This window comes from Ruania zhangjianzhongii, assembly GCF_008000995.1.
GTDB lineage: Bacteria > Actinomycetota > Actinomycetes > Actinomycetales > Beutenbergiaceae > Ruania > Ruania zhangjianzhongii.
Genome location: NZ_CP042828.1, coordinates 4,444,175 through 4,458,954, shown reverse-complemented (window position 1 = coordinate 4,458,954; position 14,780 = coordinate 4,444,175). Strand labels below are relative to the sequence as shown.

Below are 14,780 nucleotides of genomic sequence, written 5' to 3'. Positions count from 1 at the left end.
CCGAAGGAGGTGCACCGATGACTGCTGAGCACATCACGTCTGAGACTGAACCGACCGGAATCAACAGCCGGCTGCAGCGGCTCTTCGACGAGCCGTCCCGCGATTTCGGTCCTACGCCGCTGTGGTGGTGGAGCGGGGAAGAGGTCACAGCAGAGCGGATGGAGTGGCAGATGCGCCGCTTCGCAGCGGGCGGTATCTACAACCTCGTGCTGATCAACCTGGCGCCCGCCGGCCCCCAGTTCGGTGCCGAGACCGACGATCCGCAGTGGTTCTCCGAGGTGTGGTGGCAGCGGGTGGAGAGCGCGTGTGCGCTCGCTCAGGAGCTGGGCATGCGGCTCTGGTTCTACGACCAGATCGGATTCTCCGGAGCGAACCTGCAGGGGCGGGTGACCCGTGAGCATCCGTGGGCCGCGGGCAGCACACTCGTCAGACGGGCGGGGGAGCTCTCCGGTAGCCGGCCCGTCGTCGCACCGAACGAGACCCTCGTCGGTGTCTACACCGACACCGGAGCGATGCTGCGGACTTCGGCAGACGGGACCGTTCCCGGTCTGGACCCCGAGACGCCGGTGCAGCTGGTCACCGCCGTACCGACGTCCTTCGACTACCTCAACTCCGACGCCGTCCGCCTGCTGATGGATGAGGTGCACGGCGAGTTCGACCGGCGCCTCCCGCAGTATCTCGGCAACGTGATCGCCGGTAGCTTCCAGGACGAGCTGCCGTCCACCAACCCGTGGACCCCGTCCTTCCTCGACGAGTTCAGCACCCGGCAGGGCTACGACCTCCACCCCCACCTGCCGGCGCTCTTCGGCTCCACCGATGTTGCCGGGGCCAAGGTGCGGGCGGACTATTACGCCGTCCGCGCCGCGCTCACCGAGGAGGCGCTCTTCGAGCCGCTGGGCAGCTGGCACGAGAGCCGCGGGATGCGGATCGGCGCGGACCAGACCAACCCGGCCCGGGCCGGGCTCCCGCTGCAGTCCACGCAGATCTACACCGACTATCCCCGCACCCACCGGCACCTCTCAGCGGTCGGTTCCGACCACGAGGGCGATGCGAAGTTCCACGCCTCGCTCGCGAAGCTCTACGGCCACGATCGGGTCTGGCTGGAAGCCTTCCACTCCTCTGGATGGGGCGGCACGCTCGAGGACACCTGGGACTGGCTGCTGCCGTTCTTCCGCCGCGGTGCCACGCTGTACAACCCACACGCCACCTACTTCTCCACGATGGCGGGCTGGTTCGAGTGGGCGCCGCCCTCGACCGACTGGCGTCAGCCTTACTGGCGCCACTACCGCCAGTTCGCTGACGCCGTCTCCCGGGTCGCCTCGACCATGTCCTGGGGACGACCGGTCGCCGAGATCGCGGTGCTCCACCCCACGGCGACGATGCAGGCCTCGCTCCCACTGGACCTGCCGATCAACCATTTCGGCGCGGCCTCGTCCGAGCAGGCCGTGACCGACGTCGCCCGCACCCAGCAGGTCTACCTGGATCTGGTCGGCAAGGACGACTGGTTCCACTTCCATCCCAGTGCCCTCGATCAGGCCGGGCTCGGGTTCGACATCATCGACGACGACTCCCTCGGGCGGTCGGTCCGTGCGGGCGGCACCCTCAGGGTGAACGAGGACTCCTGGTCCACAATCGTCATCCCCTCTGCCGCCTTTCTCGAACAGGACACTGCCACGGCGCTCCTCGAGCATCTCGACGGGGGTGGCCGGGTGCTGGTGGTGGGTGAGCTTCCCGCCTACGCGACCGGGCGAGCCGGCCAGGACACCGTGGTGCGCGCCCTAGCCACGCACGAACGCCTCGAGCATGCCGCAGACACCGAGGCGGCGATCGCCGCTCTCGCCGGTCTGGGCCAGGCTCAGTACGCGCGCACGGATTCGCCGATCCTGCTCCGCCGAGCCGGTGGTTCGGCGGTCGCGCTGGTCGGCGGGGCGTATCCGAACGCCACCGACCAGCCGCTGCGGGCCGGTTCCTCGTTGGAACGGGTCCTGGACTATGACTTCGATCGCACGCGCTACGCACAGCAGCGCCAGCTGCAGGTCGCCGCTCCGGTGGCAGCCGCACAGGTATGGGATCCGGCAACCGGTGAGCAGCGCGGGGTGCGGATCGAGACCCGAGGTGAGGACTCGGTGCTGCACCTCGATACCGGCGGCGCCCCGCTCGTGCTGGTCGCCTGGGAAGAAGGCCCCGGAGGGAAGACCGCACCGCCGAGCGCCGCGCAGCCCGCCGAGCAGACGGTCGACCTCAGCACCGGCTGGACCGGCGAGCTCGTGCCCACCCTGGACAACACCTGGGGCGACCTGGCGCGGCCGGTCGGACGCTCGCTCGACGCGCTACAGATCTGGACCTTCGACTCCCGAGAAGAGGGTCAGGACTGGCAGTCCACCTGGGCAACCAGCGGCCAGCGCGCCCGTACCCTGACCACCGCCTCCGCTGCCGTGCCCGAGGTGCTCGGGCCGCAGGAGTGTGACCAGGTGTGCCGCGGCGAACGCCCGCTCAGCGCGGACTCCTGGGAGGTCCTCGAGTGGTCGCGCAGCCGTGGCGGGCGGCGAGACACCTCCGGTGCCCTGGGGAACAAGGGGCGGATCACCTCCGAGTTCCTGACCACGAACGAGCTCACCGACGACGCCGTCACCATCATCCGTACGCTGGTGCAGACCGACCATCGCGGCCCCGCCGACCTGGTTCTGGTGGCGCCCGCGCAGGTAGAGGCCTGGTGGAACGGCCAGCCCGTTCCGGCCGAGACGAGATACACCCGGCAGATCCGGATCGAGATCGATCGCGCCGTCAACGTGCTCGAGTACCGCCTGCGCCGGGATCCGGCACCAGCCAGCCTCTGGTACGACGCCGAGATGCGCTCCGGGTTCTCGCTCTACCCACCGGGTGGCTTCGACCAGCGTCCGGAGTACATCACCGCACAGGCGCTGCCCGAGGCCGAGGAGCGGACCGGCCGGCTGACGTTCTCCTGCGAGCTGCCCAGCCTCGACGGCGTGCAGTCGGCTCAGCTGCTCCTCGGCGCCGCGCGGACGGCGACGATCCAGCTCGACGGCTCGGTTCTGGCCCGACAGGAGAAGGTCGAGTACTACGAAGCCGATCGAGGCGCGACGCCGGTGTTCTTCAGCCACGACGTCACCGACGCCATCCTCGATCAGCCCGCTGCGCTCGGCGTGCAGCTGGACAGTGCCACACCCCAGGACGTGATGTGGCTGGACCTGGTGGTGCACCTACGGGACGGAACGTCGGTGACCTGCGTCAGCGACGAGTCCTGGTCGACCTCCTTCGAGGGCGAGCGAGGCAGCGCAGAAGTGGTCAGCCGCTACTACGGTCAGCCCGAGGCCAGCTACGCCGTCTCCCGCCCGCACCTGCTGCCCGACGCCCACTGGCTCCGGGGACGGCCGAAACGTGGCAGCGCGGCGCTGGACTTCCACGCGAGCGACAGTGCGACTCCGGCAGCGCAGCACTACCGTGTCCTCCTTCCGGCCGGGTCCGCACGCATCGTGCTCGATGCGGCCGGCGTGGTCCGTGCTCGCATCGATGGCCAGGAGGTGGCTGCCGACGGTGGCCGGCTGAGCCTCGCTCGCCCCCTGCAGCAACCCGCGCTGCTCACCATCGAGATGCCGCCGACCAGCACCCACCGCCGCGGTTCCGGTTTCGAGGGGCCACTCGAGGTCCACCTCGAGGCGGCGCCGATCAGCCTGGGCGACTGGCGCTGCCTCGGGCTCGCCGGCTGGAGCGGTGGCGTGCGGTATGTCCGGTCGGTCGATCTGACGACGGCGCAGGACTGGGTCCTCGATCTCGGGGATCTGCGCGGGACGGCCGAGGTGGAGGTGGATGGTGAGCCGGTCGGAGTCGCCTTCTGTGCGCCGTTCCGCTTCACCATCCCGGGCAAACCAGGGCCGCGTGAGGTTGCCGTGACGGTGTTCAACACGCTGGGGCCCTTCCTGCACGAGTCCACGGCGACGACGTGGGTACTGCGATCCCAGCTGGCGTCCGGCCTGTTCGGCCCGGTCGTCGCACATGTCCAAGAGAGAGAAGATCAATGACGAACGATTCCTCCACCCCTTCGGTCAAGCCGCTGTTCGACGGCAGCAAGCCGGACCGCCGGCACTGGCTGCTGGCGATCTCAGCCGGGATGGCCTCCTATCTGGACGCCGCCATCATCGTCAGCCTCGGTGTCGGCCTGGTCCTGATCGAAGAGCACTTCGGCCTGAGCAAGTGGGAGGTCGGTGCGCTGAGCTCGTGCCTTACCTTCGCGATCGCCTTCGGGGCGCTGTTCGGCGGCAGGATCGCTGACCGGTTGGGCCGGATGCGCGTCTTTACCGCCTACATCCTCATCTACGCCGTCGGTATGGCCCTGATGGCCCTGGCGCCGAGCGAGCCGTTGCTGTTCGCCGGAGTGATCATCGCCGGTGCAGCGGCGGGAGCCGACCTCCCGACCTCCGTGGCGGTGGTCTCCGAACGGGCTCCGGCGCGGGCGCAGGGGCGCCTGGTGACGGTGACCCAGGTGATGTGGGCGTCCGGGATCCCGATTACCCAGGGTCTGGCGTTCCTGCTCGCCGACGCCGGGATGACCGGCATCCGGATCATCTTCGGTCAGCTGGCCGTCCTGGCGGTGATCACCTGGGCATTCCGGCGGTTCCACCCCTGGCTCCGTTCGCTCGAGGACGATGTCGCGCAGGCGCGGGCGGCCAGCACGACGCCCGCCACTGTCGCTGCCGAGCCCGCCCCGATGCGCCTGCGGGCCGTGCTGGCCAAGCGGGTCTTCCTCGTGCCCACGCTGCTGACCATGCTCTTCTACATCTTCTGGGGTTTGGTGGCGAACACCTTCGGTCAGTTCCAGACCTACTTCCTGGTCAACGCCGGCGGCGCCAGCCAGTCCTTCGCCACCGGTTTCGGTGCGCTGCTCACCCTGCTCGGGCTCGCGGTGATGATCATCTTCGTCCGGCTGGTCGACACCCGCTGGCGGAACCTGGTGTTCGTCATCGGCGGTCTCCTGCAGGCGGTCAGCATGATGATCGCCGGCGTCGGTAACGGGGTGCTGCTCATCTATGTGCTCGCCATCGCCGTGTTCAACGTCGGCTCGAATCTCTCCGGTGAGGCGAACTACAAGGTCTGGACGCAGGAGAGCCTGCCGATCAACGTGCGGGCCTCGGTGCAGGGCTTCACCTACGCCGTCGGCCGGTTCGTCTTCGGTCTCTTCGCACTGGTGACGCCGACGCTGCTCGCGACGAACCGGGACGGCCTGCTGTGGTTGCTGGTGGCGTTCTCGCTGGCCGCGCTGGTGGTGGGCGTGGTGACGTTCCGGTTCCTGAATGCCCGCGGGCTGCGCCCGGGACGAGCCCATGAGGAGCCAGCTGCGGTCGTCGGCACGGACTGAGCCGAGCCCCCTCCGCGGTCGTCATGTCAGGAGTGCGCTCTGGCGCACCCCTCACCGGACGACCCGGGGGTGGAGCTGGGGCACGTCCCTGCCTTCCGCCGCTCGGCGCACGTGGGAGCGGGCGTGCTCGATGGCGCCGTCAAGCGTGGTGAACAGGTGGTTCTCGTGCCGGAGCTTGGCGAGCGTACCCACTGTGGTCAACACGTTGCGGTGCCGGTCCTGGACGCCCTTGACGAGCACGGTCCGGTCGCGGCGCTCCAGTCCCTCGATCAGCTCCGCGAGCGCCTTCGCCGCCGTGGCGTCCACCAGGTGTACCCGGGACAGGCGCAGCACCACCACCTGCACATCGTCCCGGGTCGACTCAGTGGTGACCTGCGCCATCACGCGGTCGGCCGCACCGAAGAACATCGATCCCTCGAGCCGGTAGAGCGCGATGTGCTCGTCCCCGGGCGCGGCCGGCCCCGGAAGTGGGTCCCGGTGCACGCCAGCCGCCCGCGCAATGGTCCGCAGGGTGAAGAAAGCGGCGATCACCAGACCGATCTCGATCGCCTGCACGAGGTCGAAAGCCAGCGTGACCACCGCCGTCACCGCGAAGGTCAGCGCACTGGATCGGTTCACCCGGAGCACCGCTCGTGCCGAGGGCAGCGAGACCATCCGCACGGCAGTGACCATCAGCACCCCGGCCAGTGCCGCCAGCGGGATCCGCGACACCGGGCCGGTGGCGAGGTAGATCACGGCGAGGATCACCAGCGCGTGCGTGACCGCGGCGAGCCGGGTACGGGCACCGGCGCGGATGTTCACTGCGGTGCGCGCGATCGCCCCGGTGGCCGGCATGCCGCCGAACATGCCGCTGGCCAGGGATGCGAGCCCCTGCCCCACCAGCTCCCGGTCCGGTTCGTAGACGGTGCCGTCCGGGTTCCCGGTGTGCTTCATCGCTGCGGCCACCCGGATGGAGAGCAGCGACTCGATCGCCGCCAGGGCCGCGATCGCCACTGCCGCCCCGGCGAGATCGCGGAGCGCACCGAGCTCGACACTCGGTAGCGTCGGGACCGGCAGGGTGTCCGGCAGCGCCCCGATCCGGGCCAGCGGGGCGCTGGTGAGCTCGGCGACCACCGTGACGGCCGCGACGCCGATCAACGATGCCGGGATCGAGCCGTGCACTCGCGGCAGCGCCATCATCGCCAGGCCCACCACGGCCACGGATCCGAGGGTCCAGGCGAGCAGGCGCAGGTCCGCAGCCTCGACGGCGGAGCCCACCGCGGCCACGGCCGTCACCAGGGTGTTGTGGCCGGCATCGGCGCTCACACCGACGGCGGCGGGCACCTGCTGCAGGAAGATGATGCAGGCGATGCCCAGGGTGAATCCCTCCACCACGGGCCAGGGGATGAAGGTGACGATCCGGCCCAGCCGCGCCAGTCCGAGCACCAGCACGATCAGTCCTGCCGCGGCGGTGACCAGCGCCAAGGAGCCGAGACCGTGGGTGGCCACCACCGGGGCGAGGATCACCGCCATCGCCCCGGTGGGCCCGGATACCTGGTGGTGCGACCCACCGAACACGGCCGCGACGATCCCGGCGACAACCGCCGTCGCCAGTCCGGCGGCAGCACCGACACCGGAACTGATCCCGAACGCCAGCGCGAGCGGAAGGGCGACCACTCCGACGGTGAGGCCGGCGAGCAGGTCGGAGCGTACGGCGGCGGGCTGCAGGAGGTAGTCGCCGCGCCGAGGGAGCAGATCGGCCGCGGCGCTCAGTGCCCTCATCGGCGGGCTGCCGCGTCGAGCAGCGCCTGTGCGCTGGCCCCGGGCAGCGGGGGCAGTTCCGCGGCGGCATCGAGCTGGTCGGCCGCACCGGTGAGCCGGGTGAGCAGGAATGCCCGGGCAGTGGTGAGCAGCTCAGCGACCACGGGCGCGGTGAGCTGGTACTGCACGTGGTTGCCGGTGCGGCCGGAGGCCACTACGCCGGCCCGCTTGAGCACGGCGAGGTGCTGGGACAGCTGAGAGGCCTCAGCGCCGGTGACCTCCAGCAGGTGCCCGACGGCGGCCCGATGCTCGGGGTCGGCGGCGAGCACCTCCAGCACCTGGATCCGGGTGGGGTGAGCGAGGGACTTGAACAGGTCCGCCTTGATCCGGTAGAGCGGCTCGGTAGAGCGGGTGGGCACACAAACCTCCTTGACTTAAGCATTCTATCAAGTCGTCAAGTCAAAGGTTGCGCTGAGCTGGGTCGAGACCACGGTGGCTCGAGAGCGAGGTCACCATTCGCCGCAGGACGCGAGGCGACTGCAGGGCGCGAGGTCGCCGCAGGACGTCTACTCGGCAGCGTGGGCTGTGTCGGACGGGCCTGTGTCGGACGGGCCTGTGTCGGTCGGACTCGTCTCGGCGGGCTTCCTCGTGCCCCGGTGGACGCCGCGGGCAATGAGGAGGGCCGCTCCCGAGGCAGCCAGTGCGAGCAGCACCACCATCGCCGCCGGCCAGAGGGCGAAGACATCGACCGGGGTGGTCGCCTGTCCTTCGAGGCTCGGCAGGACGAGGAAGACCAGGATCGCCAGGACCGGGCCGATGGTCTGCGGGAGCAGTCGCAGTCCGAGGCGCCAGCGCGGCCAGCTGGCGCGGCGCTGTGACCAACGGTCGGCACGTCGGATGCCGGTGGCGGTGAGGGCGATCACCAGCAGGGTGACGAGCCCGAGGCCCGCGTCCAGCAGGGTCGGAACGGGCGTTCCCAGCTCCGGTGTACTGCCTTCGGTGATGTCGATGATGCCGGAGCCGATGGCGTAGTTGTGCTCCGCGGTGGGCGTGTAGCTGTTGAGCATCACGACGACGCCGTATCCGCTGCTGGGCACGATGTCGAGCTGGGCGCTGTAGCGACTGGTGGCGCCCGAGTGCCCGATTCGCGGGGGGTCCACGCTCTCGCTGCTGAGGTGCCAGCCCAGGCCTTCGCCATCGGTGCCGGGCTGTGGGCTCTGGGCCTCGTCGAGGAGCTCCGGCGAGAGCAACTGCTCGCCATCCGGCGTGGTCCCGCCGTTGGTGAGCATGGCGAGCCAGCGAGCCTGGTCCTCAGCCGTGCTGATCACTCCGCCCGCGCCGGCGACCAGCTGCTCCATCTCCCGCAACGGCAGGGCGGTGCCGTAGGCGGTGACGTGCCCGCCCTGCAGACCCGCATCGTCAGCGCTGGTGGTGTCGACCGAGCGAGTGTCCGCCATTCCCAACGGTTGGAAGAGGCGGTCCTGCAGATAGGTCGCGAACGGCACTCCGGTGACAGTCTCGATCAGTCGTGCGGCCGCGTGGTAGTTGAAGTTGCTGTAGCTGTACTGCTCGCCGGGGTCGGCATCGAGCTGCCAGTCGTGCAGCCGCTGCACGCCTTCGGTGAGGTCGCTGGCCGGTTCCACGATGACAGGGTTGGGCAGACCGGAGGTGTGGCTGAGCAGATGGCGGATCGTGATGTCGCTGGCGCGTTCGTCGGCGAGGGCGAACTCCGGCAGGTGCTCGATCACCGGGTCGTCCAGGTCAACCGTGCCGTCGTCGACGAGCTGCAGGATCGCGAACGCGGTCATCTGCTTGCTCACCGACCCGGTCGCCATCGGCGTATCGGCCCTCGTCCCAGCGTCTCCGGAGTCGCCGTATCCGGCGGTGTGCAGCACTTCTCCGTCATGGACGACGGCGACCGCGGCACCGACGAGACCGTGACGGTCGAGGTAGTCCTCGACGTAGGAGTCCACGGCCTCGGTGTCGAGCCGCTCGGGTGCCACCGGCGCGGCAGAGGCCGGCCCGACCGGTGAGCCCACCCAGATGACGATCGCCGCCAGCAGCGCGGCAACCGCGCAGATACCCCACCGGGCGCGCTTACGGGCTGGGCGGTGGTTCCCTAGGTTCTTCATCGTCGTGATGCTCCTCCCACCACCAGGCGGTAGGTCCGGGTGCTCTGCTGCTCGCCCCCGCCGGACGGGGCGAGGGCGAGCAGCAGAGCGCGAGCAGGGCTGGTAACCGACCCGGTGGCGGGTCGAGCGTGATGACCGTCGGGTCACCACACCCGCTCCCGTCGCGCGGCCCGGGTGACCTCACCCTCCGGCGTAGGTGACCAGCAGCCGGTAGTAGAGGCCCACATACTGGCAGCGGTAGTCCATGACCCAAGGGTCGTTGTGCATCAAGTCGATGCCAACCCGCTGGCACTCGTTCCGATCCCAGTACCAGCTGTGGAAAGTCTCCTGAGCGCTGACGTCCGAGCTGGTCGTGGCCTGAGCCTGCGCCGTCCGGGTGGTCTCCGCAGTCGCCGGCCCGGTGTCGGCCTGTGCGATCCCGCCGCCGACCAGGGTCGATGTGGCCACCAACGTGGCGATCCCAGCCGCGGCTCTGACAAACGTGCCGAGCTTGCGCATGTGGGTCTCCTTTCTCACTCGAAAGGGCCGGCGCCTCGAACGCTGGCCCGGGTGCGTTTCGAGCCTAGGAAGACGCCCTCGCTCGAGCGCAACACATTTTCCGGCGCCGCGACGAGGCGAGAGCGAGCGGCGGATACCCTGGAACGCAGCGTCACCAATCTGCCGGAGGATCCGCATGAACTTCGCCATCCCCGAGGGACTCGCTCCCGAGGTGTATCCGCTGGCCTGGCTGGTCGGCACCTGGCGCGGGCCGGGTTTCATCGACTACCCCGGGATCGACGAGCGGCCCGTGCTGGTGGAGGCGACCTTCAGCGCCGACGGCGGCCCCTACCTGCACTATGCCGCCACCACCTGGGAGCTGACCAACCCACCCGCCTCCCTCGAGGGGGAGATCGAGGTGGCGAGCCTGGAGCCCGGGCCGGTATGGGCGAGCGAGTCCGGCTACTGGCGAGTGCCACCGGTGGCCGAGGATGCTCCGGCCGGCGACGGCGCAGGCTCACCCGGGCAGAGTCCGCGCACCGAGCTCGAGGTACTTCTCGCCGAACCCAGCGGGCATGTGAGCGTCTACCTGGGGGTAGCGCAAGGGCCGCGGGTACAGCTCGCCACCGACCTGATCGCGCGCACCGCCACCGGCGCTGAGATGACCGCCGCGCAGCGGATGTACGGGCTGGTCAACTCCGAACTGATGTGGGCCACCGACCTGGCCGCCTTCGGTCACGAGATGCAGTCCTACTCCTCCGGCCGGATGCAGCGGCAGGTCTGAGCCGTGCAGCCCCAAGGAGTCGGAATGAAGCACCCCCTCTTCGTGATTGACAGAGTATGACCACCGAGACCCTGCCGTACCGTTCGCCTCTGCTCGACCGCCGTGGCGCCGTCGCCGCCGCTGCCCCGGACGAAGGCGTGCCGGCGCACTATGGCGAACCGATCGCCGAACAGCGCGCTCTGGCCCGCGGCATCGGGATCGTGGACGCCGCGCACCGTGGTGTGGTCACCGTGACCGGACCGGACCGGCTCAGCTGGCTGGACACGCTCTCCTCCCAGTGGCTGCGCGACCTCCCCGCCGGGCAGAGCGCCGAGCTGATGCTGCTCGATGTGAACGGGCGGATCGAGCACGCACCCGCAGTGCTCGACGACGGCGAGACCACCTACCTGCTCGCCGACAGCACCGACGCCGCCGACCTGGCCACCTTCCTGGACTCGATGAGGTTCATGCTCCGGGTAGAGATCACCCACCGGGCCGACCTCGGTGTGCTTGCCACCAGTGCCGCCGGCCCCAGCCTGCGCGGCCCCGACGCCGCCGTACTGCTCTCCTGGACCGACCCGTGGCCGGCGGCTGCCGAGGGCTCCACGCGCTACGGCCCGCCGGCCGAGGAGCACCCCGGCGCCGAGTGGCAGGTGCGGTACTGGATCACCGGCCGCGACCAGGTGGCCGCCGTGGTCGCCGAGGCCGAGTCTGCCGGTGCCCGCGCGGCTGGCATCTGGGCACTCGAGGCGCTCCGAGTGGCTGCCTGGCGTCCGCGGCTGGCCACCGATGTGGACGAGCGTGCCATCCCGCACGAGCTGGACTGGCTGCGCACCGGGGTGCACATGAACAAGGGCTGCTACCGCGGCCAGGAGTCCGTCGCCCGGGTGTTCAACCTGGGCCGCCCACCGCGGCGGCTGACCCTGCTGCACCTCGATGGCAGCGAGCATGTCCTGCCCGGGCCGGGAGACGCCGTCAGCCATGGGGAGCGCCAGGTGGGCACGGTGACCTCCGTGGCCCGGCACCACGAGCTCGGCCCGATCGCCCTCGCGCTGCTGAAGCGCAACCTGGATCCGGAGGCGGAACTGTCCGTCGGAACGATCGCCGCCGCGCAGGAGCTGATCGTCTCTCCCGAAGGATTTGGCACCGGCCGTCCGGAGGCGCCGACCGGCCCGAAGCTCCGCCGGCGGAACTTGTAGGTCGTGACCGCCGCCGGCGACCCGCACGCCCGCACCGGCCGGTCCGGTCTGCGGCGCACCTGGTTGCGGTCCCGGGCTCGCGCCCGGCGCGGTGGCCGGCGGGTACGTTCGGAGAGCCGGGCGATCCTCACCGCCGCGCTCGCTGCTGGTGCCGCCTACGCGATCGCGCACTACGTCCTGGGCCACGCCTACCCGATCTTCGCCCCGATCGCCGCATTCGTCTCCCTCGGCTTCGGGATCGACCGACGCCCACGCAAAGTGGCCGAGCTGGCGCTCGGGGTGAGCGTGGGCGTGGCGTTCGGGGAGTTGTTCGCCCTCCTGTTCGGGTCCGGGCCGATCCAGGTCGCCGTGGTGCTCGCGCTGGCGGTGAGTATCGCCCGGCTGATCGACGGCGCCACCATGTTCGGGATGCAGGCCGGGGTGCAGTCGGTGGTGGTGGTCGCGCTGCCGGCGATGCTCGGCGGCGGTGGCTTCCCGCGCTGGACCGAAGCGCTGGTCGGCGGGTCGATGGCGCTGCTGGTGGCGATCCTGCTGCCGCTGGACGTGCGCCGCCGAGCGGAGCGTCTCGCCGAGTCCGGGATGACCGAGATCGCGCTCACCCTGGAGGATGTGGCTAGTGGCATCCGCACCGGCGAGGTGGAGTTGGTGGACGATGCGCTCACCCGGGCCCGCGGCTCCCAGGGCGTGATCGATGAGTGGGCCGACCTCGCGGACACCGCGCTGGATGCCACCCGACTGACCCCGTCCCGGCTGCGGCACGAAGATTTCCTCCGCCGGATGTACCGCTGCGCCACCCTGGCTGACCGGGCGATGCGGAACGCGCGGGTGATCGCTCGTCGTGCCGGGGTGGTGGCCCAGGAGGTGGAGCAGCGGCGGGCGCTCGCGGACCTGCTGGACCGGATCGCCCAGTCGGTGCGGGACCTCTCCGGTGTCCTCGGCTCGAGCGCCAAGCTGATCAGCCGACGCCCGTACCTGCTCGACGTCGCCGGCCAGCTCGACCCGCGGCAGTTCACCGGCTGGCCGGCGCAGACCCTCGTGGTGCTGATCCGCTCGCTCGTGGTGGATCTGCTCGAGATGACCGGGCTGACCGGCACCCAGGCACGCGAGGCACTGGCGGGCATCGGCAGGCCGGATCCACCAGCCGAGGACGGATCGGTGCCTCCGACTGGTGGCTCCGTGCTCTGACCAGGGGCTCTCGCGTAGGCTCTGGAGGTGTGATCATCGCGACCATCCAGGCGTACCTGTTTCTCGCCCTTGCCGTCGTGGCGTTCGGGCTGGCGGCCTGGTCGCTGATCGACGCCGCCCTCCGGCCGGCCAGCGCATTCCTCAGCGCAGATAAGCGCAGCAAGGGCTTCTGGTGCCTGATCACCGGCGGTGCCACACTTCTCGCGTTCCTCGGCGTTCCCTCCGGCGGCACCGGCGGAGCGCTGCTGCTGATGCTGCTCGGCGCTGTGCCGGCCGGTGTCTATCTGGCCGACGTCCGCCCCGCGGTCGCGCGCTACGGCAAAGGCTCCCGTGGCGGAGGGTCGAACCGGGGGCCGTGGTGAAGCCTCCACCCCGCCTGGACCCGCCCGCGCGCGGTGCCGACCTCGCCTGGGTGGTGCGCTCCGGCATGATCGAATCCGTGCACGCCGGGCACCTGCTCGCGGTGGCGGCCGACGGCACGGACGCCCTCGCCCTCGGGGCACCGGAGCAGCAGATCTACGCCCGGTCCTCGCTCAAGCCGCTGCAGACGGTCGCGATGCTGCGTACCGGGGTGCCGCTCACCGCGGAGCAGGTCGCGCTGGCGTGCGCCTCGCACAACGGCGAGGGCCGGCACCGGGAAGTGGTCCGCGATCTGCTCGCTGGCGCCGGGCTCACCGAGGCTGACCTGGGCAACACCCCGGACTGGCCGCTGGACCGGGACGCCGCTGCTGCCTGGGCCGACGCCGGCCGGGTGCCGGAGCCGATCGCGCAGAACTGTTCCGGTAAGCATGCGGCGATGCTCGCCAGCTGTGCCCGCAGCGGCTGGGACACCGGCACCTACCTGGATCCGGAGCACCCGCTGCAGCAGCACATCCTCGCGGTGATCGCCGAGCTCACCGGCGAGACGGTCCGCTACCTGGCTGTGGATGGCTGTGGGGCTCCCCAGCCCTCGACCACAGTACGCGGCCTGGCGCGGGCGTTCGCGGCGATCGCCACGGCACCGGAAGGCACCGCCGAACACCGGGTGGCGGCGGCGATGCGGGCGCACCCGTTCCTGGTGGCCGGTACCGGGCGGGACGCCACAGCGGCGATGCAGTCGGTGCCGGGGCTGATCGCGAAGGACGGGGCTGAAGGGGTGTACGCAGCGGCGCTGCCGGACGGTCGCGCGGTCGCGCTCAAGGTCGCCGACGGCGCAAGTCGCCCTCGGCCGGTGCTGCTCGCTGCCGCGTTGCGCGCCTTGGGGGAGCGGGGCCACTGGCCGTGGTCACGCGTTCCGGTGCTCGGTCACGGGCAGCCGGTGGGCTCGGTGCTGCCCGCGTTCGAGGCCGACGGCGGTGCTTCAGCGGCTCAGGCTGCCTCCCTGGGGTCTGGGGAGTCAGCCGGCGGGAGCGCCGACGGCGACACAGACGCTGCCGGCTCACCAGCGGGCGAGGGCTGAGCGATGCGGGCGGTGCTGCAGCGCGTCACCCACGCCCAGGTGAGCGTGGCCGGTGAGGTGGTCGGTTCGATCGGGCCAGGGCTGGTGGCCCTGGTGGGGGTCACGCACACCGACACCGAAGCCGACGCCGCATGGCTGGCCCGGAAGATCGCCGACCTGCGGATCCTGCGCGAGGAGACCTCGGTGGTCGACGCCGGCGCCGAGGTGCTCGTAGTCAGCCAGTTCACTCTCTACGGGCAGGCCCGCAAGGGGCGTCGTCCCTCCTGGACCGAGGCTGCCCCCGGTGCGGTGGCCGAGCCACTGGTGGACGCCGTCGTGCGCGGGCTTCGTGACCGCGGCGTGCTGACCGCGACCGGAAGCTTCGGCGCGGACATGGCTGTGGAGCTGGTGGGCGACGGCCCCGTGACCCTGGTCCTGGAGACCCCCACCCCCACCCCCACATAGGTCGTCATGTCAGGAGTGCGCTATCGCG

12 protein-coding genes are annotated in these 14,780 nt (G+C 70.6%); 8 read left to right on the top strand and 4 right to left on the bottom strand.

Annotation, left to right across the window (positions count from 1 at the left end; all coding sequences use genetic code 11):
- Positions 1–17 precede the first annotated feature (17 nt).
- Both FU260_RS20540 and FU260_RS20535 read left to right on the top strand, forming a co-directional pair.
- Complete coding sequence (locus FU260_RS20540; protein ID WP_147918736.1) at positions 18–4,040, top strand: glycosyl hydrolase; 4,023 nt, start codon at positions 18–20, stop codon at positions 4,038–4,040.
- Positions 4,037–5,374 (top strand): MFS transporter, encoded by a 1,338-nt coding sequence (locus tag FU260_RS20535; RefSeq protein WP_147918735.1) that lies wholly within the window; start codon positions 4,037–4,039, stop codon positions 5,372–5,374. The genes FU260_RS20540 and FU260_RS20535 overlap by 4 nt, the downstream gene beginning before the upstream one ends.
- 51 nt (positions 5,375–5,425) lie before the next feature.
- Here the strand turns inward: FU260_RS20535 and FU260_RS20530 are convergent, their stop codons facing one another.
- From FU260_RS20530 to FU260_RS20515, 4 genes are all read right to left on the bottom strand, one after another.
- Positions 5,426–7,135 carry a SulP family inorganic anion transporter gene (locus FU260_RS20530; protein WP_147918734.1) on the bottom strand — a complete coding sequence of 570 codons (1,710 nt, stop codon included), beginning with the start codon at positions 7,133–7,135 and terminating at the stop codon, positions 5,426–5,428.
- The gene (locus FU260_RS20525; protein WP_147918733.1) at positions 7,132–7,533 is read right to left on the bottom strand and encodes an ArsR/SmtB family transcription factor; all 402 of its coding nucleotides are present in this window, start codon (positions 7,531–7,533) and stop codon (positions 7,132–7,134) included. Before FU260_RS20525 ends, FU260_RS20530 begins: the two co-directional genes overlap by 4 nt.
- Before the next feature lie 147 nt (positions 7,534–7,680).
- Entirely contained in the window at positions 7,681–9,246 is a 1,566-nt protein-coding gene (locus FU260_RS20520) for a serine hydrolase domain-containing protein (protein ID WP_147918732.1), read from the bottom strand.
- Positions 9,247–9,426: 180 nt separating this feature from the next.
- The gene (locus tag FU260_RS20515; RefSeq protein ID WP_147918731.1) at positions 9,427–9,744 is read right to left on the bottom strand and encodes a hypothetical protein; all 318 of its coding nucleotides are present in this window, start codon (positions 9,742–9,744) and stop codon (positions 9,427–9,429) included.
- Positions 9,745–9,919: 175 nt separating this feature from the next.
- Between FU260_RS20515 and FU260_RS20510 the strand changes: the two genes are divergently transcribed.
- From FU260_RS20510 to dtd, 6 genes are read left to right on the top strand one after another with little or no spacing between them, the layout of a single operon-like run.
- The gene (locus FU260_RS20510; protein WP_147918730.1) at positions 9,920–10,507 is read left to right on the top strand and encodes a heme-binding beta-barrel domain-containing protein; all 588 of its coding nucleotides are present in this window, start codon (positions 9,920–9,922) and stop codon (positions 10,505–10,507) included.
- A gap of 56 nt (positions 10,508–10,563) precedes the next feature.
- Positions 10,564–11,685, top strand: a complete 1,122-nt coding sequence (gene ygfZ / locus FU260_RS20505; RefSeq protein WP_147918729.1) for a CAF17-like 4Fe-4S cluster assembly/insertion protein YgfZ — start codon at positions 10,564–10,566, stop codon at positions 11,683–11,685.
- Positions 11,686–11,688: 3 nt separating this feature from the next.
- Positions 11,689–12,870, top strand: coding sequence for an FUSC family protein (locus FU260_RS20500; protein ID WP_147918728.1), 1,182 nt, complete (start codon positions 11,689–11,691; stop codon positions 12,868–12,870).
- Positions 12,871–12,899: 29 nt separating this feature from the next.
- Entirely contained in the window at positions 12,900–13,232 is a 333-nt protein-coding gene (locus FU260_RS20495; protein ID WP_235912466.1) for a DUF2516 family protein, read from the top strand.
- Positions 13,229–14,308: an asparaginase gene (locus FU260_RS20490; protein ID WP_235912465.1), complete on the top strand. Its 1,080-nt coding sequence runs from the start codon at positions 13,229–13,231 to the stop codon at positions 14,306–14,308. The genes FU260_RS20495 and FU260_RS20490 overlap by 4 nt, the downstream gene beginning before the upstream one ends.
- A gap of 3 nt (positions 14,309–14,311) precedes the next feature.
- A complete protein-coding gene (dtd, locus tag FU260_RS20485; RefSeq protein ID WP_147918727.1) occupies positions 14,312–14,752 on the top strand; it encodes a D-aminoacyl-tRNA deacylase in 441 nt (146 codons plus the stop codon).
- Positions 14,753–14,780 lie beyond the last annotated feature (28 nt).

Coding starts and splice junctions, on each gene's coding strand:
- FU260_RS20540 (WP_147918736.1), top strand. CDS start 18: ATGACTGCTGAGCACATCACGTCTGAGACTGAACCGACCGGAATCAAC.
- FU260_RS20535 (WP_147918735.1), top strand. CDS start 4,037: ATGACGAACGATTCCTCCACCCCTTCGGTCAAGCCGCTGTTCGACGGC.
- FU260_RS20530 (WP_147918734.1), bottom strand. CDS start 7,135: ATGAGGGCACTGAGCGCCGCGGCCGATCTGCTCCCTCGGCGCGGCGAC.
- FU260_RS20520 (WP_147918732.1), bottom strand. CDS start 9,246: ATGAAGAACCTAGGGAACCACCGCCCAGCCCGTAAGCGCGCCCGGTGG.
- FU260_RS20515 (WP_147918731.1), bottom strand. CDS start 9,744: ATGCGCAAGCTCGGCACGTTTGTCAGAGCCGCGGCTGGGATCGCCACG.
- FU260_RS20510 (WP_147918730.1), top strand. CDS start 9,920: ATGAACTTCGCCATCCCCGAGGGACTCGCTCCCGAGGTGTATCCGCTG.
- ygfZ (WP_147918729.1), top strand. CDS start 10,564: ATGACCACCGAGACCCTGCCGTACCGTTCGCCTCTGCTCGACCGCCGT.
- dtd (WP_147918727.1), top strand. CDS start 14,312: ATGCGGGCGGTGCTGCAGCGCGTCACCCACGCCCAGGTGAGCGTGGCC.